Source organism: Planotetraspora mira (genome assembly GCF_016863275.1).
GTDB classification, from domain to species: Bacteria; Actinomycetota; Actinomycetes; order Streptosporangiales; family Streptosporangiaceae; genus Planotetraspora; species Planotetraspora mira.
Map to the genome: position 1 here is coordinate 22087 of NZ_BOOO01000044.1, position 18422 is coordinate 40508.

Annotated in this window: 17 protein-coding genes; 8 read left to right on the forward strand and 9 right to left on the reverse strand. The window is 70.2% G+C overall.

From position 1 onward, the window contains the following. Positions 1 to 79: 79 nt before the first annotated feature. Positions 80 to 658, reverse strand: a complete 579-nt coding sequence (locus tag Pmi06nite_RS36410) for a hypothetical protein (RefSeq protein ID WP_203957767.1) — start codon at positions 656 to 658, stop codon at positions 80 to 82. Positions 659 to 1186: 528 nt separating this feature from the next. On the opposite strand from Pmi06nite_RS36410, the gene Pmi06nite_RS36415 reads away from it, so the two are divergent. After that, entirely contained in the window at positions 1187 to 2347 is a 1161-nt protein-coding gene (locus tag Pmi06nite_RS36415) for an epoxide hydrolase family protein (protein ID WP_203957768.1), read from the forward strand. A 190-nt stretch (positions 2348 to 2537) separates the two neighbouring features. Here Pmi06nite_RS36415 and Pmi06nite_RS36420 read toward each other — a convergent pair whose 3' ends face one another. The 3 genes from Pmi06nite_RS36420 to Pmi06nite_RS36430 form a co-directional block, all read right to left on the reverse strand. Continuing rightward, complete coding sequence (locus tag Pmi06nite_RS36420; RefSeq protein WP_239114447.1) at positions 2538 to 3389, reverse strand: maleylpyruvate isomerase family mycothiol-dependent enzyme; 852 nt, start codon at positions 3387 to 3389, stop codon at positions 2538 to 2540. Positions 3390 to 3528: 139 nt separating this feature from the next. Then, the gene (locus tag Pmi06nite_RS36425) at positions 3529 to 4425 is read right to left on the reverse strand and encodes an aminoglycoside phosphotransferase family protein (protein WP_203957769.1); all 897 of its coding nucleotides are present in this window, start codon (positions 4423 to 4425) and stop codon (positions 3529 to 3531) included. Between the two features lie 105 nt (positions 4426 to 4530). Beyond that, complete coding sequence (locus Pmi06nite_RS36430; RefSeq protein WP_239114448.1) at positions 4531 to 5439, reverse strand: helix-turn-helix transcriptional regulator; 909 nt, start codon at positions 5437 to 5439, stop codon at positions 4531 to 4533. 149 nt (positions 5440 to 5588) lie between these two features. Between Pmi06nite_RS36430 and Pmi06nite_RS36435 the strand changes: the two genes are divergently transcribed. Both Pmi06nite_RS36435 and Pmi06nite_RS36440 read left to right on the forward strand, forming a co-directional pair. Beyond that, entirely contained in the window at positions 5589 to 6506 is a 918-nt protein-coding gene (locus Pmi06nite_RS36435) for an NADP-dependent oxidoreductase (protein WP_203957770.1), read from the forward strand. A 111-nt stretch (positions 6507 to 6617) separates the two neighbouring features. Further along, the gene (locus Pmi06nite_RS36440) at positions 6618 to 7565 is read left to right on the forward strand and encodes a TauD/TfdA dioxygenase family protein (RefSeq protein WP_203957771.1); all 948 of its coding nucleotides are present in this window, start codon (positions 6618 to 6620) and stop codon (positions 7563 to 7565) included. A gap of 49 nt (positions 7566 to 7614) precedes the next feature. On the opposite strand, the gene Pmi06nite_RS36445 is transcribed toward Pmi06nite_RS36440, so the two are convergent. After that, a complete protein-coding gene (locus tag Pmi06nite_RS36445; protein ID WP_203957772.1) occupies positions 7615 to 8538 on the reverse strand; it encodes a zinc-binding dehydrogenase in 924 nt (307 codons plus the stop codon). A 119-nt stretch (positions 8539 to 8657) separates the two neighbouring features. Here Pmi06nite_RS36445 and Pmi06nite_RS36450 point away from each other — a divergent pair, with 119 nt between their 5' ends. From Pmi06nite_RS36450 to Pmi06nite_RS36460, 3 genes are all read left to right on the forward strand, one after another. Continuing rightward, positions 8658 to 9236 carry a TetR/AcrR family transcriptional regulator gene (locus Pmi06nite_RS36450; protein ID WP_203957773.1) on the forward strand — a complete coding sequence of 193 codons (579 nt, stop codon included), beginning with the start codon at positions 8658 to 8660 and terminating at the stop codon, positions 9234 to 9236. 128 nt (positions 9237 to 9364) lie between these two features. After that, the gene (locus Pmi06nite_RS36455) at positions 9365 to 10471 is read left to right on the forward strand and encodes an LLM class flavin-dependent oxidoreductase (RefSeq protein ID WP_203957774.1); all 1107 of its coding nucleotides are present in this window, start codon (positions 9365 to 9367) and stop codon (positions 10469 to 10471) included. Between the two features lie 52 nt (positions 10472 to 10523). Then, positions 10524 to 11051 (forward strand): GNAT family N-acetyltransferase, encoded by a 528-nt coding sequence (locus Pmi06nite_RS36460; protein ID WP_239114449.1) that lies wholly within the window; start codon positions 10524 to 10526, stop codon positions 11049 to 11051. 62 nt (positions 11052 to 11113) lie between these two features. Here Pmi06nite_RS36460 and Pmi06nite_RS36465 read toward each other — a convergent pair whose 3' ends face one another. The 4 genes from Pmi06nite_RS36465 to Pmi06nite_RS36480 are packed head-to-tail and all read right to left on the reverse strand — an operon-like array spanning position 11114 to position 16311. Further along, complete coding sequence (locus Pmi06nite_RS36465; RefSeq protein WP_239114450.1) at positions 11114 to 12772, reverse strand: dipeptide ABC transporter ATP-binding protein; 1659 nt, start codon at positions 12770 to 12772, stop codon at positions 11114 to 11116. Next, entirely contained in the window at positions 12769 to 13689 is a 921-nt protein-coding gene (locus Pmi06nite_RS36470; RefSeq protein ID WP_203957775.1) for an ABC transporter permease, read from the reverse strand. Before Pmi06nite_RS36470 ends, Pmi06nite_RS36465 begins: the two co-directional genes overlap by 4 nt. Next, entirely contained in the window at positions 13686 to 14645 is a 960-nt protein-coding gene (locus Pmi06nite_RS36475; RefSeq protein ID WP_203957776.1) for an ABC transporter permease, read from the reverse strand. Before Pmi06nite_RS36475 ends, Pmi06nite_RS36470 begins: the two co-directional genes overlap by 4 nt. 34 nt (positions 14646 to 14679) lie before the next feature. Beyond that, positions 14680 to 16311, reverse strand: a complete 1632-nt coding sequence (locus tag Pmi06nite_RS36480; RefSeq protein WP_239114451.1) for an ABC transporter substrate-binding protein — start codon at positions 16309 to 16311, stop codon at positions 14680 to 14682. Positions 16312 to 16977: 666 nt separating this feature from the next. Between Pmi06nite_RS36480 and Pmi06nite_RS43120 the strand changes: the two genes are divergently transcribed. Then, entirely contained in the window at positions 16978 to 17097 is a 120-nt protein-coding gene (locus Pmi06nite_RS43120) for a putative leader peptide (protein WP_373317356.1), read from the forward strand. Positions 17098 to 17207: 110 nt separating this feature from the next. Further along, positions 17208 to 18413, forward strand: coding sequence for an LLM class flavin-dependent oxidoreductase (locus Pmi06nite_RS36485; protein ID WP_203957778.1), 1206 nt, complete (start codon positions 17208 to 17210; stop codon positions 18411 to 18413). The last annotated feature ends 9 nt before the right edge of the window (positions 18414 to 18422 follow it).

An 18422-nucleotide genomic window follows, 5' to 3' on the forward strand; every position in this document is an offset into this window, starting at 1 on the left:
GGAACCGCCTGCCGTGCCGCATGCGGCCGGCCTCCCTGGCGGCTACCAGGGAGGCCTCCATCATGGGATCACGCCACCGCTACATCACCGGCATCGTCGGCACCCGGGCCGCGGAGTCGCTGTCCTGCTTCTGCCACGGAGCGGCCTGGTTGCTGCTCTCCTGGAACGGCGACACGACCAGGGTGAAGTCACGCATCAGGTGCTGACTCTGGTTCTCGTGCTGGCTGGCGTGCTGGAATTCGTGATTGCGGTTCCGATTGTGGTTTCCTCGCCCGCAACCACCACCGCCGCCCCATCCGCCGCATCGACCGCCGCACGAGCGGCCGCATGAGCGGCCACAAGAGCGACCGCTGTGGCGGCTGCAACTGCTGCCCCCACAGCTGCTGCTGCTGCCGGCACCGCTGTTGCTGTCGCGGCCACAGTCACTTTCGCGCCCGCTGTCGTCCGTGGTCCAGTTGTTGTTGCGGCCGCAGTTGCCCAGGCCCCGCCCCCAGCCGCCGACCCCGCCGCAGTTGCCGCCACCACCCCAGTCGCCCCAGCCCGCGACGGTGGCGGCGTTCGCGGCGCCGGCGGTGACGGCGGTACTGACAGTGAGGGCCCCGCCGGTCAGCGCGGCGCTGATGGCGAGAACTCCGACGAGGCTCTTGATGTTGGGCATCTAATTCCCCCTTGGAAAGCACGAGTGCTTTATGCTCGGATTTCGCTGAATAGCCAAGAAATGAACCTTTGGCGCACTTGTCTGTCTATTCGCGCAAAATGATGGTTTCCTGATCGCTTGGGCAGTAAACAGCGATTAACGGCTTTTGTGTATTGCTTATCTACTTATTAATTAAGTTAAGCCAGTATCGGCTACTCTGATACGAAATAGACCTTATGTCCAATTAGGGATGATGTTTCCGCTTTTCGAGTTCGGCGAATCCGCCTACCGGCCGGTCGAGTGGAAGCGGCGAGTCAGTGCTCCCGATTGGGTCCGTCAGCCTGTCCCCGCTGGTGGTAGTCACATGGGACGTAGGCAGAGCGGGGGTCTGGGTAACTCCGCACAGCCGGCGTAAACCTGACTGTGTCCCCGACGAAACGCCCGGGGGCACCCGCCCAGCGCAGCACCGGCCGCGACCCATGGATTGCGCGCACGCCCGCGCGCTGGCATGCCGACACGAGGCATTTCGACGTTCAGGGAAAAGGTCACATGGCGCAGCTACGTCCGTTCCGCAGCGAAACCAGTCCCGAGCAGCTCACCGACCTGCGGGAGCGGCTGGCCAGAACGCGGTTCGCGCCGGCACTGTCCGGACAGGACTGGACGCACGGCACCCCACCCGGCTACCTCGCCGAGCTGCTGGAGTACTGGCGCACCGAGTTCGACTGGGGCGCGGCCGAGGAGCGACTCAACGCGCTCCCTCAGTTCCTCGCCGAGTTCGGCGGCCACACCGTGCACTTTGTCCACGCCAGGGGAGTGGGGCCGCGCCCGTTCCCTCTGCTGTTCTCGCACGGCTGGCCGGGTTCGTTCTGGGAGGTGCATAAGATCATCGGGCCGTTGACCGACCCGGCAGCGCACGGCGGGGACCCGGCCGACGCGTTCGACGTGGTCGCGCCGAGCCTGCCCGGCTACGGGTTCTCCCCGCATCCCGGCACGCCCGGGATGACCCCGACGGCCATGGCGACCCTGTTCGATCGGCTCATGACCGAGGTGCTCGGCTATTCGCGCTACGGAGCGCAGGGCGGCGACTGGGGCGCGCAGATCACCAGCCGTCTCGGCCGCGACCACGGCGAAACCGTGGCCGGCATCCACCTGAACCTGATCGGGGCGACGCCGGTGCTGGATGAGAACTCGGCCCCGCTCACGCCCGCCGAAGAGGCATTCGTGGCCGAGGCCGAGCATTTTTTCTCCGAGGAGGGTGGGTACGCCCAGATCCAGGGCACCCGGCCGTCCACGCTGGCTGCGGGATTGTCCGACTCCCCTGCCGGGCTGGCCGCGTGGATCGTGGAGAAGTTCCGGGCGTGGAGCGACTGCGGCGGCGACGTCGAGTCGGTGTTCAGCAAGGACGAACTGCTCACCGACATCACCCTCTACTGGCTGACCGGCTCCATCGCCACCTCCACTCGCCTGTACTACGAGACCATGCACACCGAGGGCATGCTTGGCAGGTTTGTGCCCGGTTATGTCGACACGCCGACCGGGTTCGCCTCCTTCGCGAAGGACAACTTCACGCCGCCAGAGGAATGGGTACGGCGCTGCTACCGCCTGACCCGGTTCACCGAGTTCGACCGAGGCGGCCATTTCGCGGCATTGGAGCGGCCGGAAGAGTTGGTCGCCGAGATCCGCGGGTTCTTCCGCCCGCTACGCGCCTGACCAGCCTGAACAGGGCGGCCGGAATGGTCGGCCCAACGCCGTGCTGGCAACAGATGTTCGACCTCGGGCCAGATCATCGCCCGCCCCCTCAACGGACGCCGTCGGTGTCACGGGTCATGGCCGTCGAGGCGGATTCCGCATGCTCGGTGGCCCGCCGCATCAGCTGGGACGGCGGATGCGAACCCGGTGCTCAGTAGACGATGGACACGATCTGGCAGACGGCTTCGGCAAGCCGACGATCCCCCCGGATCTGCGCGCGTGTCAGGGCAGTACTGGGCTCGATGCCACGCGTGCACAAGCGCCAGGCCGTCTCCGGGTCCAGCGTCACCGATGCCGTCGGCTGCCCGTTGGGCGCCGCGGCCAGTGACCATCGGTCCTTCATCGCCGTCACGTTCCAGACGCCGCCGACCGGACCGCTGATGGCCACCTGCACCTGCGTCCCGACGGCCGCGGAGGTGCCGCGCATCGTGTGGGGCAGGGCCCGCATGAAGACCTCCAGGACCGTGCTCAGGGCCCGAGGCTCCGGATCCGTGCGGCGGCCGGTGGCATGGCGGATCTGCTGGCGGTGCGTCCAGTACTCGGTGAACTCCCGTGCGACGTCCAGCCAGGTGGGTGCCGGGTCTGCCCCCGCCCAGGACACTCCCAGGCCCGCCGTACCGAGGTCGGCGGACTCGAATTGACGGTTGACCTGGGCTCCTGCCAGTTCTAGGGCGTCGATGAGCTCGACCGGGCTGTGGCCGGCGTGGAGGTCGATCCAGTCCTGGTTGACGCGATGGATGAACGTTTCCAGGGTCTCGCCGGGGGCGAAGGCAGGCCGAAATCCGTCTGTGCTCCAGCCGAGGCGGCCGCGGTAGTCGCCAAGGATGTGTGCGGCAAGGTCCTGCACGCTCCAGCCCGGGACTGCCGTCTCGTTCCATTCGGCCGCTGTCAGCGTGCGCAGCAGGTCCAGGAGCGACGCCGACTCCGGCACGAACAGAGGGCGGGCGTCGATCGGTGCGCCGAGCCAGGAGGTGTCGGACACGCCGTTGGTCTGGGGACTCATATGCGGAGCCTGGCAGCCTGCGGGGCCGGCCTGCCAGCGAATATCGCCTTCGCGTGGAGTCCATGCCGGTCCCCGTCAGCCGTCTGAGGAGCGTCGCCTGCCTCGCTCGCGCATGGCATCCGATATTCGGCCGCGCTGCCTATGCGAGCACGGCATTGATGGTGCGCTGGCCAATTTCCGCTATCAGCGGGTTGTCAGCCGAATGGGCCAGAAACGCGAGCGACAGCGCCAGCGCCCACCCTCGCGCTCGTGCCCAGATGTGGTCGTCGGGTACATACTCGGCCGCCGCCCGATAGGCGTTCTGGAAAGCATCGTGGCAGTCGGCGGGCAGGAGCATCCAGGCCACGGACAAGTCCGTGGCAGGGTCGCCGGAGGTGATGTCGCCGAAGTCGATCACGCCGCTGATGCGGCCGCGGTCTATCAGGATGTTGGCGGGGTGAAGGTCGCCGTGCACCCACGACGGGGGCCTGCCCCACGTCGGCACTGCGGCTGCGGCCTCCCATACGCGCATCACGGCCCTGTGGTCGACCAGGCGGCCCAATACGCTCAGGTTCTGGGTGACCGTCGCGCTGCGGTCCGCGAGCGGGATGCCGCGGTGGGGGTTCACGGGGGCGTCCGGTGCGGCGGGAGTGTGCAAGGCTCCCAGAAACCCGGCAAGGCTGACCGCTGCGTCTCGCAGGTCGGCGGGCGGCTTCCGTGCGGCGACGTCCCCGGGCAGGAACGGGACGATGCTCCACGGCCACGGGTAGCCGAGGTCCGGTTGCCCGTTCCGCACCGGCGCAGGTACGGGCAGCGGCAGCCGAGGCTCGAGAACGGGGAGCCACCGCTGTTCGTGCACGAGCAACCTGGCGGCGACCTCACGCCTCGGCAGCCGGGCGACCAGCACGTCGCCGACGCGGCACATGACGTTGTCCCACCCGTTTGCCATCACTTCGACAGGCAGGTGGGCGAGGTCGGGTTGCTGGGCGGCCAAGAGCCGGCGAACCAGACCCGGGGAGACGTCCACCTCGGCGGCAGGCATGCGGTGAGGACCCACCCCGCGACCCTAACCGACTGAATGATCGGATCTGCCGCGGATCGGTTGCATCGCCGTGTGGGCCCGGCGTTGTTCCTCCGAGCGCGATCACCAAGCCGAACGTGCTCACGACGTACGCGGGTCGCCGTCGCCGTTCGTCGCCGCGCTCGTCCTCGTCGTCGCCCGCGTCGCGGCGGTGTCGTGCCGGTGCTGCGGGCCGAGGACGCGCAGCATGTCCAGCGCCTCGGTGCCGCCGGGCGGCGGGGTGAAGACCCGCAGCCGCTGGTCCGCCGCGGGCGTCGCCAGCACCTCGCAGTCGAACTCGATCCTGCCGAGCTCGGGATGCATGAGCCGGTACGGGTGTGACCTGCGCACCGCGACCTCGTGCCGGTCCCAGAGCGCCGCGAACTCGGCGCTGGCCACTTGGAGCCGCTTGACGAGTGCGCGGGATGCCGCGTCGTCCCCACGGCGGGCAACCGCGGCGCGCAGATCGGCGACCATCTGCCGGGCGTGCTCCTCGTGCTCCTCGACTGCGAAGTGGCTCCGCACGTCCGGCTCGGTGAACCAGCGCAGCACGATGTTGCGGTCCTCCTGGGCCACCCTGCACACGCACCCGAACAACGCCTGCGCCATGTCGTTCTGCGCCAGCAGGTCGCCCAGATCACTCAGGATCTGGGCCGGAACGCCGTCCAGCCGGTCGAGAAGGTACAGCATGCTCGGTCGCAGGTACTCCCCGGCTCGCGCCCCCTCCGGCGGGCGGTGCCCGGCGAGCAGATACAGGTGGTCCCGCTCGTCGATGGTCAGCCGCAGCGCGCGCGTCAGCGCGGCCAGCAGCTGAACCGAGGGCTGCGGGCTCCTGGCCTGCTCAAGCCGCATGTAATAGTCGGCCGACATCCCGGCGAGCGCCGAAACCTCCTCACGGCGCAGTCCCGGCGTCCGCCGCCTGGGGCCTTCGACCAGCCCGACGTCCCGTGGAGTCAGCCGTCCCCGGGACCGGCGCAGGAAATCGGCGAGTTCGTCGCGGTGCATCCCCATATCGGTAGTGATATCACCGTTCGTCAAACGCATCCTGGGACCGTCGATCCTAGGGAGACCGCTCCGCTTTTGGGCCGTCGAGGGCGAAGCCATGGTGGAGGTGTGGCCGTCCAAGGCATGTCCGAACGAGGAAGAGCGGTGATCACGCGATGAAGGCGGTGCGGTTCCACGAGTACGGCGGCATCGACGTCCTGCGAGTTGAGGAGGTGGAGCGTCCGGTGCCCGGCCCCGGGCAGGTGCTGGTCAGGGTGATGGCGGCCGGGATCAACCCGGGCGAGGCCCATATCCGGACCGGCGAGCTGCACGAGCGGTGGCCGGCGACGTTCCCCTCCGGGCAGGGCAGCGATCTGGCCGGCGTCGTGGCGGAGGTCGGCCCGCAGGTGCGCGGTGTCGCGGTGGGTGACGAGGTCCTCGGTTTCACCCACAACCGGGCGAGCCACGCGGAGTTCGTCGTGGTCGACGACGTGACGTTGACCCCGCGTCCGGAGGGGCTGTCCTGGGACGCGGCCGGGTCGTTGTACGTGGCCGGCACGACCGCATACGCGACCGTGTTCGCGGTCGATCCCGGACCGGCCGACACGGTCGTCGTGTCCGGTGCGGCCGGTGGCGTCGGGTCCATCGCCGTGCAACTCGCGCGGCGGCGCGGCGCCGCGGTGATCGGGCTGGCGAGCGAGCCGAACCACGCCTGGTTGAAGGATCGCGATGTCGTCCCCGTCGAGTACGGGGAAGGTGTGGCCGAGCGGATCCGGCAGGCCTCCGGCGGGAACGTCGACGCGTTCATCGACACGGTCGGCGACGGCTACGTGGAGCTGGCAGTGGAGCTGGGCGTGCGGCCCGCGCGGATCGACACGATCCGCGACTGGCGGGCCGCGGCCAAGGTCGGTGCGCGGACCTACGGAGAAGGCGCGGCGGCGTGCGGGGTCGTGCTCGGCGAGCTGGCCCGGCTCGCCGAGCGGGGGGAGATCGAGGTGCCGATCGCCCGCACCTACCCGCTGGAGCGGGTGCGGGACGCCTTCCGCGAGCTGGAGCGGGGGCACACCCACGGCAAGATCGTGCTCCGGCCATAGGCCTGTGCGAAATTCCCTAGTCAACCTATAGGAATAGTTGACATTGCCCTCCTGTCGACACACGCTGGGATACGGTCCACCCGCACATCGCCCATCGAAAGGTGTCAGCGAATGACCCAGCTCCATGACCACGCGACGCCTAACGTCGCCGACGACTCCTACCAGCACATCGACGTGACGCAGGTCGGCGGCGTGATCGGCGCGGTCGTCGGCGGCATCCGGGTGGGCGGCGACGCCGACGCGGCAGCGGTCGCCGAGTTGCGCGCCGCGCTACTGCGTCACCGTGTGGTCTTCCTGCGCGACCAGCGGCACGCCACCGACGCCGACCAGCACGCATTCACCAAGCTGCTCGGCACCGTCACCAAGCCGCACCCGACGGTGACCGGCGACGGCGAGGCCGTGCTCCCGATCGACTCCGAGCAGGGCAAGGCCAACAGCTGGCACACGGACGTGACCTTCGTCGACCGGATCCCGGCGATCAGCGTGCTGCGTGCCATCACGCTGCCGCCCTACGGCGGGACCACGGTGTGGGCCAACACGGTGGAGGCATACCGGCGGCTGCACCCCGGCCTGCAGGCGCTGGTGGGCCACCTGCGGGCAGTGCACTCGAACCTCTACGACTACGCGGCGCAGCGCCCCCAGATCGGCGGGATCGATGTCAAGGAACAGGAGTATCGCGAGCAGTTCCGGAGCAGCGAATTCGAGACCGAGCACCCCGTCGTCCGCATCCACCCGGAGACCGGCGAGCCGTCCCTGCTGCTCGGCCACTTCGTCAGGTCGTTCACGGGCCTGAGCAGCGCCGATTTCCACGACCTGTTCTCTCTGCTGCAGCGGCACATCACCCGTCTGGACAACACGGTGCGGTGGAACTGGCGCGACGGCGACATCGCCATCTGGGACAACCGGGCCACCCAGCACTACGCCGTCGCGGACTATGACGACCTGCCCCGGCTTCTGCACCGCATCACGCTGGCCGGCGACATCCCGATCGGCATCAACGGTGACACCAGCGTGGTCCGCAAGGGCGACGCCGGCGCCTACTCGCCCATCGCCGCCTGAGCGGCGGCCTCATCCGTCGACGTCCCCCGGCCGACAGGCCGGGAGACACTCAGGAGGTGTACGGCTCCAGATCGAGGACGGCCTTGCCCGCCACCCTGCGGCGGGAGACGGCTTCGGCGGCTTCGCCGGCGCGGTCCCACGGGCCGCGCCACCCGATGTCAACGGTCAACCTGCCGGCGGAGAGCAGTCCGATGAGGGTGGCGAGGTCGGGCCCGACGTCCACGGCGTCGCCGAAAGAGCTGAGTGTCCTGGCGGGACCGAGAGCGAAGGTCGAGTACGGCGGAAATGCGGCCGGTTCGCCGGATGCCCAGCCGATGCTCTGCAGGGCGCCGCCGGGCGCGAGAAGGTTCCACGCGCTGACGAGCTGCGAACCTCCGACGGTGTCCAGGACCAGATCGACCGGCTCGTCGACGCCGTCCAGGCCGACCAGCACCTCGTGGGCGCCCAGCCCAGACAGGCCCTCACCCCGAACCGGCGACCCGACCGATGCGATGACGTGCGCCCCGCCCAGCGCGGCGAGCTGCACGGCCATCCGGCCCACACCGCCGGAGGCGCCCGTGACCAGCACTCTCTTGCCCAGGATCGGTCCACCGGCTCGCAACGTGCGCAGTGCCGTGATGCCCGCCAGCGGCAGCGCGGCGGCGTCGGCCAGATCGGTCGACGCCGGCACCTCGGCCAGATCATCCACGCCGACGGCGAGCCGCTGCGCCCACGCACCCACTGTGAAGACAGCCACACGCGTGCCCACCGGAAGCCCGCTGCCGTCGGCCGCCGCCTGGGCGACGACGCCCGAGGCGTCGCAGCCGGGGACGGTGCCCGGCGGGCGCACGTCGGCACGCAGGTCTCCGTGGTTCACCGACACGTGGCGCACATCGACGAGCGCCTCGTGCGGTCCCGGTCGTGGATCGGGAATGTCGGCCATCCGCATGCCGCCGGGGGAGCCTGGGGCGACGACCAGGGCACGGACACTCATCGTTGTCTCCTCACACATTTCGTCCGACTGACGTCGACCGAAGTAAGCGGACCGTCGGTCCGTATGGTGATGGAAGTAATATACGGACCGACGGTCCGAGTTGTCCAAGGGGGAGCGTGATGGGCGCACAGCGACAGGAACGAGCAGACGCCGCGCGCAACCGGCGGGCGGTCCTGCAGGCGGCGGAAACGCTTCTCGCCGAGAATGGATTCGACCACGTGTCCCTCGACAAGGTCGCGGCCGCCGCCGACGTGGGGAAGGGCACGGTGTTCCGCCGTTTCGGCAACCGTGCCGGGCTCATGCGCGCACTGCTCGAGGAGCGTGCGGTGATGCTGAGCGAAGGCATCGTCTCCGGGCCGCCGCCGCTGGGTCCGGGAGTGCCGCCCCGCGAGCGGCTACTGGCCTTCCTCGACGCCCTGGCCGACCTCGCCACCCGTAATGTCGCGCTGCTCGCGGCACACGACCGTGCTTGTGCGGAGGACAAGTTCTCCGACCCGATCTATCTGCGCTGGCACCGCCACATCACCACGCTGCTCGCCGAAGCCCGGCCTGACCTCGATGCCGAATTCGTCGGCCATACCCTGCTGTCCATGTTCGACGCCGATCTGGTCAGGCATGTCATGAACGACGGCGGAGTGGCACGTCTCACCGGGTCTCTCCGCGATGTGGCCTCCGCCTTCCTCGGCGCTCCTCGCTAGACCTCCGCAGGCGGTGTCGGCATCTTGGCATGGACGCTCCAAAAAACCTACTAAACAAGTAGGACTTGACGGGAATCTGAGGCTGTGTTGAGGTGAACCTGTCCACCTCACCCAGAAAGGCAGCACTCATGCCCGTCGAGTTTCTCGGTATCGGCGGGACCAACGACGGCTCCGAAACTTCGCCGCGCTCCGGTCCCTCGTTCGACAAGCAGTACACACTCCGTCTTGCCCGGGCCCACCAGGAGTACGGCTGGGACCGTGTGCTGTTCGCCTACGGATCCGGCTCGCCCGACCCGGCGCAGGTGGCCGCCTACGTCGCCACGCGGGTCACGGATCTCGACATCCTCCTCGCCCATCGGCCGAACGTGTCGTACCCGACGTACGCCCTCAAGACGTTCGCCACGCTGGACCAGATCAGTGACGGGAGGCTGACCGTCCACTTCATCACCGGCGGCAACGACCACGAGCAGGGCCGCGAGGGCGACTTCCTGACCAAGGACGCTCGGTACTCGAGAACCAGGGAGTACATCCAGATCGTCAAGAAGGGCTGGACCTCGCGAGAGCCCTTCGACCACGAGGGGGAGCACTACAGCTTCACGGACTTCGTCTCCGACGTGTTCCCCGTCCAGGAGCCGCGGCCGTCGGTGTCCTTCGGCGGATCGTCGCCGGCGGCGTACGCGACGGGCGGGGCGGAAGCCGACATCTACGGCCTGTGGGGTGAGCCCCTGTCCGACACCGCGCAGCAGATCGGCTCAATCAGGGAGGCCGCGCGGCGGGCCGGACGTGCGGACGCGCCGAGGATTCAGGTGGCGTTCCGGCCGATCATCGCGCCGACCGAGGAGCTGGCCTGGGAGAAGGCGCACCGCATCCTCGGTGACCTGCACCGCGCCGGCGCGAACAGGCGGCGGCTGTCCGGGCAGCCGGAGAACACGGGATCACAACGGCTGCTGGAGGTGGCGGCCAGGGGAGAGCGCCATGACCGCGCACTGTGGACGCCGACCGCCGCCGCGACCGGTGGGGCGGGCAACTCCAACGCACTCGTCGGTACTCCCGAAACGGTGGCCGAAGCGCTGCTGGACTACTACGACCTCGGCGTGGAGATCATCTCCGCACGTGGCTACGACATCCTCGACGACGCGATCGACTTCGGGCGGCACGTGATCCCGCTGGTCCGGGAGGGAGTCGCCGAACGGGACCGCGCCAAGGCGGCCTCGCTCCGCTCGGTGGGATCATGACACTCTCCGGCACCCAGGCGGCGCCGCCGCGTTCGCGGGCCCGGGTGCCATCGTGTCCGTGGCCGGTGTCACGACCTCGCCCCCGCCCGGCTGGGAAGTGGTACAGGTCGTGCCAGGTGTCCAGATGTCGGGTGCCGCGGTGTCCGGCGCACCCGACGAGGAGGCGGTGCGGCTGACCGCGGTCGACGCGCCCGAGATGCTCCACCTCGCCGAACGCACTCGGCCGGGCCCCTTTCTCCCGCGCGCCTTCGAACTCGGCACCTACCTCGGCATCCGCCGCGGCGGCAGGCTGGTCGCCATGGCGGGGGAGCGGCCGCACCCGCCCGGCTGGACCGAGATCAGCGCCGTCTGCACCGACGCCGCGTTCCGCGGCCAGGGAATGGCCTCCCGCCTGGTCCTGGCGGTCGCCGCGGGCATCCGGGCGCGAGGGGAGATCCCGTTCCTGCACGCCGCGGCGAGTAACACCGACGCGATCCGCCTGTACGAATCGCTCGGCTTCTCCCTGCGGCGCACGACGTCGTTCAACGCCCTCCGCGTTCCTGAGAACGAGGTGATCAGCGCGTCTCGCACGCGACTGTGACGGTGCACCTGGCGTTCTGGCCGGTCCCTGTGGCCGGCTCAGGCCTACCGGTCCGGCAGCGGTCAGGCATACCGCCCGCCGGGGATGGCCGCGAGCAGGTCACGGGTGTAGGCGTGGTTCGGGCGGTCGAAGAGTTCGCCGGTTGCGCCGATCTCGACGATCCGGCCGGCCTGCATGACGGCCACCCGGTGGGCGATCTGCCGCACCACGGCGAGGTCGTGGGAGATGAACAGGTACGCGACGCCGGTGGCCGCCTGCAGTTCGGCCAGCAATTCGAGGACCTGGGCCTGAACCGAGACGTCCAGCGCGGAGACCGGCTCGTCGCAGACCACGAGATCGGGGGACAGGGCCAGGGCCCGGGCGATGGCGACCCGCTGGCGTTGCCCACCGGACAGTTCCGCGGGCCTGCGGTCCAGGACCGAGGCCGGCAGCGCGACCCGTTCGACGAGTTCGCGGGCCCGCGCCCGCCGGGAGGCCCGGTCGCCGACGCGGAACACACGCAACGGTTCGGTGATCACCTCGCCGATCGAGAAGCGCGGGTCCAGCGACGCGTACGGATTCTGGTAGATGAGCTGGGCGCGCCGGCGCAACCGGCGCAACTCCTCCCCCCGAGCCCGGGTGATCTCCTTGCCGTCGAAGACGATCCGTCCGGCGTCCGGCTCCACCAGGCGCAACACCAGGCGGGCCGTCGTCGACTTGCCGGAGCCGGACTCGCCGACGAGGGCGAAGGTCTCGCCCCGGTTGATCGAGAAACTCACGTCGTGCACCGCGCGCACCGACCGCGCGGCGGCGCCTGCCACCCGGGGGAGTGGGAACTCCTTGGCCAGGTTCTCGACCGTCACCAGGGGCCGGTCGGCCGCCGCCCGGCCCGGAGCGGGCCGCGGTGGTGCGGTAGGGCGGGCGACAGCAAGGCTCGGGGCGCTGCGCAGCAACTGCCGGGTGTACGGGTGGCTCGGTTGATCGAGGATCTGCCGGGCCGGTCCGGCCTCGACCACCCGGCCCCGCGACATCACCACGATCCGTTGCGCCCGGTCGGCGGCGATGCCGAGGTCGTGCGTCACCAGCAGGACGGCCGTGTCGTGCGCCTCGGTCAGGCTCTGGATGTGGTCGAGGATCAGCCGCTGGACGGTGACGTCGAGCGCGCTGGTCGGCTCGTCGGCGATGATCAGCTTCGGCTTGGCGGCGATCGCCACGGCGATCAGGACCCGCTGACGCATTCCGCCGGACAGTTCGTGCGGGTACTGCCGGGCCCGGACGGCCGGGTCGGGCAGACCCGCCTGTTCCAGCAGATCGACGGCGTCCAGCGGCGCGGAGCGGCGGTCCGCCAGACCGTGCACCCGCAGCACCTCCGCCACCTGATCGCCGATGCGCTGCACAGGGTTGAGCGAGACGGTCGGGTCCTGCGGGATGAGCCCGATCTGAGCCCCCCGGACCAGCCGCAACTCCCGCTCGGACACGCCGGCGAGGTCCCGCCCGCCGAACCGGATCCGGCCGGCGTCGATCTGGCCGGAGCCCGGCAGCAGGCCGATGACCGCGTGTGCCGTCGTGCTCTTCCCGGAGCCCGACTCGCCGACGACCGCGACGATCTCACCGGCGCGGACCGTGAGGTCGACGCCGTCGACGGCGCGCACCACCCCCGACCGTGACCGGTAGGAGACCGCGAGGTCGCTGATTTCGAGAAGGTTCTCCGGCATCGCGGCCGGACCGCTCGGCATGCTCATCGCTGGGTCGCCGACTCTCCGTCGAGGGCGCGGGCGATCCGGTTGGTGGCCAGGACGGTGGCCGCGACCGTCAGGCCGGGCAGCGTCGAGAGCCACCACGCGTTCGCCAGGTAGTTCCGGCCGGTGGAGATCAGGGTCCCCCACTCCGGGGCGGGAGGCGGGGCGCCGTACCCGAGGAAACTCAGCGACGAGACGGCCAGGACCGCGATGCCGAGTTCGAGGGTGGCCAGGACGAGCACCGGCCCGATCGCGTTCGGCAGCACGTGCCGGAGCAGGACCGAGTACCACCGGGCCCCGGTGGAGCGGGCGGCCTCGACATAGACGGCCTGGCGCACCCGCAGCACCTCCGCCCGCATCACCCGGGCGAAGCTCGCGACGCTGGCGAGACCGACCGCGACGGCGACCTTGACGGTGCCGAAGCCGAGCGCGGTGACCAGGGCGAGGGAGAGGAACAGCGCGGGTATGGCCAGCAGCACGTCCACGATCCGCATCAGCACGTCCTCGCCCCACCGGCCGACGAAGCCGGCCACCAGACCGATCGTGCCGCCGACGACGAAGGCGACCCCGACCGCGATCAACGTCGCCTTGAGAGAGAGCGCCGCGCCGTGGACGACCCGCGCGTAGAGGTCCCGGCCCAGTTCATCGGTGCCGAACCAGTGCTGGGCGCCGGGGCCCTGGAACCGGTCGACGGGCACCCCGAGCAGGGGGTCGCGCGAGGTGAACAGCGTCGGCCAGAAGGCCGCCAGCACGACGAGGGCGACCACGAGGATGGACAGGACCAGCCCGGGACGTCGCAGCAGGAACCGGACCAGCCGCCGCGCCTCGGCGCCGCGGATGACGCCCGGTTCCGGGTGGCGTGGGCGGTCCGGGTCCGGCCCGGTCGCCGGCTCCACTTCGCCGACCAGTGATTGACTCATCCGGTGCTCCTTTGCTGGGCGGCCGCGACGACGATCCGCGGATCGAGGAGCGGATAGATCAGGTCGACGGCCAGGTTGGCCAGCACGAAGGTCGACGCGCCGAAGACGATGACGCCCTGGACCACCGGGATGTCCTGCACCGTCACGGCGCTGACGGTCTCCCGGCCGACGCCGTTGCGGGAGAAGACCGTCTCGACGACGACCGAACCCGCCATCAGATTGCCGACCAGGATCCCCGCCATGGTGAACGCCGGCAGGGCCGCGTTACGCAACGCGTGGCGCAGGTGGACCCGGGTCCGGCCGGCGCCCTTGGCCCGGGCGGTCTGCACGTACGGCTCGTCGAGCGTGGTCAGCAGGCTCTTGGCGAGCAACTGTGCGAGCATCGCGCCGGTCGGCACGGCGAGGGTGACCGCCGGCAGGATCAGGCTGGCCGCGCCCTCGTTGCCGAACGCGGGCAGCAGTCGGAGCCGGAACGACAGCAGTTGGACGAGCATCAGGCCGATCCAGAAGGTGGGCAGCGACACGCCCAAGGACGGCAGCGACATCAGCAGCTGACGCAGCCAGCGGTGGGCGGTGTAGGTCGCGTACAGGGCCACCGCACCGCCGAGGACGACGGCCAGCACCAGGGCGGCGGCCGTCAGTTGCAGCGTGTACGGCAGCGCGTCGGCCAGCGTCGAGGTCACCGGCCGGCCGGTCGCCACCGAGTTGCCGAAGTCGCCGCGCACCGCCCGGCCCAGGTAGTTCAGGTACTGGACGAGGATCGGCTGGTCGAAGCCGTACTCCCGGCGCAGCGCCTCGATCTGCGCCGGCTCGATGGCGGCCTGGTCGAGCCCGCCGGCGGCCATCGCCGAGACCGGATCGCCGGGCAGCAGGTCGAGCACCAGGAAGGAGACCGTGTAGGCCGCCCACAGCACCGCCACCGCCTGCCCGAGGCGACCCGCTAGATATCGACGCATGCTCGGTTGTTCCTCCCGCCCGGCATCCGGCCCCCTAGCTCTTCCAGGTGTCGTGCAGCTGGATTCGGCTGGACGCCTCGAAGTCCAGGTCGTGGACCCGCTGGGCGACGCCGAGCTCGGTGGTCAGCTCCACCACGGGGATGACGTAGGCGTTCTCGACGATCAGCTGTTGGGCCTGGCTGACCAGGGCCTGGCGCTTCGTGGTGTCGGTGGTGGCGGCCTGCTCGTCCAGTACCGTGTCCAGCTTGCCGGGGTCGAGCCGGTAGGTGTTGGCCAGCGCCGTCGAGTAGCTGCTGCGCAGGATGTCCGGGTCGGCCCGGGTGATGTTCCCCCACAGTGCGTCGAAGTCGCCGGACTGCTGTATCTGGGTGATCTGGGCGATCGGCAGCTCACGCAGCCGGATCTCGACGCCTACCGCCTTGAGCTGCTGCTGGATCAGCTCGAGGGTCGGCCGGTTCGTCGCGGCGTTGGCGAACCAGTCGACCTCCAGGCTCAGCCGGGTGCCGTCCTTGGCCCGGATGCCGTCGGCGCCGAGCCGCCAGCCGGCCGCCTCCAGCAGCGACACGGCCTTGCCGGGATCGAACGCGAGCTGCGCGCTGAGGTCCGTGTACAACGGGGTGGTGTGGGCCAGGACGCTGGTCGCCGGCTTGCTTCCGGTCGGGAAGGTCGCGTTGACGATCTCCTGCCGGTTGATCGCCGCCTGGATCGCCTGCCGCACCGCGAGGTCGCGCAACAGCGGCCGGGAGTTGTTGAGCCCCAGGTTGAACACCACGCCCGGGTTGGCCCGTGCCCGCAGGTCGACGTTGCCGCCGCCCTGCAACGCGCTCTCGTCGGCGAGGCCGACGCTGCCGATGGCGTCGACCTGTCCCGACTGGAGGCTGCCGGTGCGGACCCCGGCCTCCGGAACGATGGTGAACACCACCTTGTCCAGGTAGGCCTCGCCGGGCTTGCGCCACAGCGACGACCCCCAGTTGTAGCCGGTGCGCCTGGCCAGGGTGATCGACTGGTTGGCCTTGTACCCCTCGAGCTTGAACGGGCCCGACCCGACGATCCCCTCGGTGCAGCGCTGGTCCGCCGTCTTCCGGGCACTCGCCGACGAGACCAGGCCGAGCGAGAAGGTCGACGTCGCCTGCAGGAATTGGGCGTTGGGCTGCTTGAACGAGACCTCCGCGGTGAGGTCGTCGACGACCCTGGTGCCGGTGTACCCGCTGAGGTAGCCGATCGCGAGGACGGCCTTGGCGCCGAGCTTGGGCGCGGCGTCGAAGGTGTCTTTGACCGCCTGGGCGTCGACGGGCGTCCCGTCGCTGAACGTGGCTCCCGGACGGAGGTGGAAAGTGAAGGTCCGCGCGTCCGGGCTCACCTCCCAACGCTCCGCGAGCCAGGGAACGACCTTCCCCGTGGCCGGGTCCTGGTCGGTCAGCGAGTCGACGATCTGCCGCAGGGCGTAGATGGTGTCGTTGCTGCCGACCTGTTGCGGGTCGACGCACCCGGCGTACGACCCGACCGCAAAGGTCAGGGTTCCCCCGGCCTTGGCGGCGTCGCCGTCAGCGGCGCCGGCGGTTCCGACGTCCGAGCCGCAGGCGGTGGTCAGCACGATCGACCCGGCCACGGCAAGCGTCGCGATTAGCCGCCGGCGGACCGCGGTGGATTGTGGGACTCGGTGCACGTGTACTCCACTTGAATCGAGGGGGTCGCCCCCGTGCTGGGCCGGACGGGAGCGGACCGATCGGTGGGGAGGTCGATGCCGGAACGTGGTCGGGGCAGGCGCCGGTGCGCCTGGCCGATGGGCGATCACCCGATGGGATGGCGGTCTGATGCGGGCGTGCTGTCTGTCCGGGCGGGCGGCTCTCAGCCGCGGCAGAGGGAACTCCGGACCCGCAGCAGGTCGATGTGGCGGCGGGAGAAGCTCAGCAGGGAACGGCTCGAGGCGGCCTCGGGCCGGACGACGTACACCCGCGTGGGCAGCATGTTCGCCTCCTCGTCGGCCGCACCGTACGGCTCGCATCGGCGCACCGCATCGTGCCGCCCGAGGCTGCCGTCTCGGCGCGCTCATGGTAGGCAGCCGGAAATATTTAAGTCAATCCCTACATGAAAAGTAGAGATTGCCTGCCCCGCTGTCGCCAATGGGTGCGCGGCATCTGGGCTCTCTGGAGAAAAGCCCACCATTTAGGTAGGTATAGACAGATATTCTGAGTCGGCGTAATCTCCGGCCAAGGCCGTCCCGTCCACGCCCGGCGGGTCGCGCCCCCCGGCAGGGCGATCCGCCGTCAGACCGTTGCACGACCCGCAGTACCGGTGTTCCGCACTGATATGCCGACAGGAGGTGACGACCATGCCGAGCGCAGACCCCCGCGTCGTCGTCGCCGTGTCGTCGCGACCTGCCGGCTTCGCCCTGGTCTCCCGTCGGCACATCGATCTGCAGCGCGTCGCCGGCGCGCTGTGTCCTCGCTGACCTGTCGCCTGCTCTCTCCGACCGAGCCCCGCCCGAGCCGACCCGCCGCCGACCACCGGTCGACGGACGGGCCGTCGTGGCACCCTCCGACCAGGAAGTGGTCACTGCTCATGTCCGATTCGTTTCCCCTGCTTCACCTCGCCGTCGCGCTCGACGGGGCCGGCCGGCATCCGGCCGCATGGCGGGCGCCGCGGGCTCGGCCGCTGGAGCTTCTCACTGCCCGCTACTGGTCCGATCTGGTCGCGGAGGCCGAGCGGGGCCTGCTCGACTTCGTGACGATCGAGGACTCGCTCGGGTTGCAGTCCGCGAGCCCGGTCGAGCAGGACCGGCGCACCGACCACGTCCGGGGACGCCTGGACGCGCTCCTGATCGCCGCCCGGGTCGCGCCGCTGACCCGCCATATCGGTCTGGTGCCGACGGTGGTCGTCACGCACACCGAGCCGTTCCACATCGCCAAGGCGATCGCGACGCTGGACTACGTGTCGACCGGACGCGCCGGCGTGCGGGTCAGGGTGTCCACCCGGCCCGACGAGACGGCACACTTCGGCCGCCGTCCGCCGGCCCTCGTCCGTCTGGACGAGGTGTCCACCTCGGCGGCGCAGCGGCCGCTGGTCGACCTGTTCGACGAGGCGGCCGACTACGTCGAGGTGATCCGGCGGCTCTGGGACAGCTGGGAGGACGACGCGGAGATCCGAGATGTCGCGACCGGGCGGTTCGTCGACCGCGCCAAGCTGCACTACATCGACTTCGAGGGGCGCTGGTTCAGCGTCAAGGGCCCCTCGATCACGCCCCGCCCGCCGCAGGGCCAGCCCCTGGTCAGTGCGCTGGCGCACCAGAGCGTGCCGTACCGGCTTGTCGGCCGCTCAGCCGACATCGGCTACGTGACGCCCCACGACACGACCCAGGCCGAAGCCGTCGTCGACGAGATCCGCGCCGAGCAGGTCGCGGCTGGACGGGGGGCGGAGAGTGTGCTGGTCTTCGCCGACCTGGACGTGTTCCTGGACGACACCGCCGCCGCGGCGGCCGCGCGCAAGGCTCGCCTCGACGATCTCGCCGGCGCCGAGTACGGCAGCGACGCCCGCGTCTTCACCGGGACGCCGGCCGAGTTGGCCGACCTTCTCCAGGAATGGCAGTCGGCCGGCCTGGCCGGATTCCGGCTGCGTCCCGGCACCGTCCCGCACGACCTGGAGCAGATCACCCGCGGCCTCGTGCCGGAACTGCAGCGCCGTGGTGCGTTCCGGACGGAGTACCGCGCCGAGACGCTGCGGGGCCGGCTCGGTCTGCCCCGGCCCGCGAACCGGTACGCCGTCGCCTGAGCCCGGCCA

Excerpts from the sequence above, each read along its gene's own strand:
- Pmi06nite_RS36410 (WP_203957767.1), bottom strand. The coding sequence starts at position 658 with ATGCCCAACATCAAGAGCCTCGTCGGAGTTCTCGCCATCAGCGCCGCG.
- Pmi06nite_RS36415 (WP_203957768.1), top strand. The coding sequence starts at position 1,187 with ATGGCGCAGCTACGTCCGTTCCGCAGCGAAACCAGTCCCGAGCAGCTC.
- Pmi06nite_RS36420 (WP_239114447.1), bottom strand. The coding sequence starts at position 3,389 with ATGAGTCCCCAGACCAACGGCGTGTCCGACACCTCCTGGCTCGGCGCA.
- Pmi06nite_RS36430 (WP_239114448.1), bottom strand. The coding sequence starts at position 5,439 with ATGGGGATGCACCGCGACGAACTCGCCGATTTCCTGCGCCGGTCCCGG.
- Pmi06nite_RS36435 (WP_203957770.1), top strand. The coding sequence starts at position 5,589 with ATGAAGGCGGTGCGGTTCCACGAGTACGGCGGCATCGACGTCCTGCGA.
- Pmi06nite_RS36440 (WP_203957771.1), top strand. The coding sequence starts at position 6,618 with ATGACCCAGCTCCATGACCACGCGACGCCTAACGTCGCCGACGACTCC.
- Pmi06nite_RS36445 (WP_203957772.1), bottom strand. The coding sequence starts at position 8,538 with ATGAGTGTCCGTGCCCTGGTCGTCGCCCCAGGCTCCCCCGGCGGCATG.
- Pmi06nite_RS36450 (WP_203957773.1), top strand. The coding sequence starts at position 8,658 with ATGGGCGCACAGCGACAGGAACGAGCAGACGCCGCGCGCAACCGGCGG.
- Pmi06nite_RS36455 (WP_203957774.1), top strand. The coding sequence starts at position 9,365 with ATGCCCGTCGAGTTTCTCGGTATCGGCGGGACCAACGACGGCTCCGAA.
- Pmi06nite_RS36465 (WP_239114450.1), bottom strand. The coding sequence starts at position 12,772 with ATGAGCATGCCGAGCGGTCCGGCCGCGATGCCGGAGAACCTTCTCGAA.
- Pmi06nite_RS36470 (WP_203957775.1), bottom strand. The coding sequence starts at position 13,689 with ATGAGTCAATCACTGGTCGGCGAAGTGGAGCCGGCGACCGGGCCGGAC.
- Pmi06nite_RS36475 (WP_203957776.1), bottom strand. The coding sequence starts at position 14,645 with ATGCGTCGATATCTAGCGGGTCGCCTCGGGCAGGCGGTGGCGGTGCTG.
- Pmi06nite_RS43120 (WP_373317356.1), top strand. The coding sequence starts at position 16,978 with ATGCCGAGCGCAGACCCCCGCGTCGTCGTCGCCGTGTCGTCGCGACCT.
- Pmi06nite_RS36485 (WP_203957778.1), top strand. The coding sequence starts at position 17,208 with ATGTCCGATTCGTTTCCCCTGCTTCACCTCGCCGTCGCGCTCGACGGG.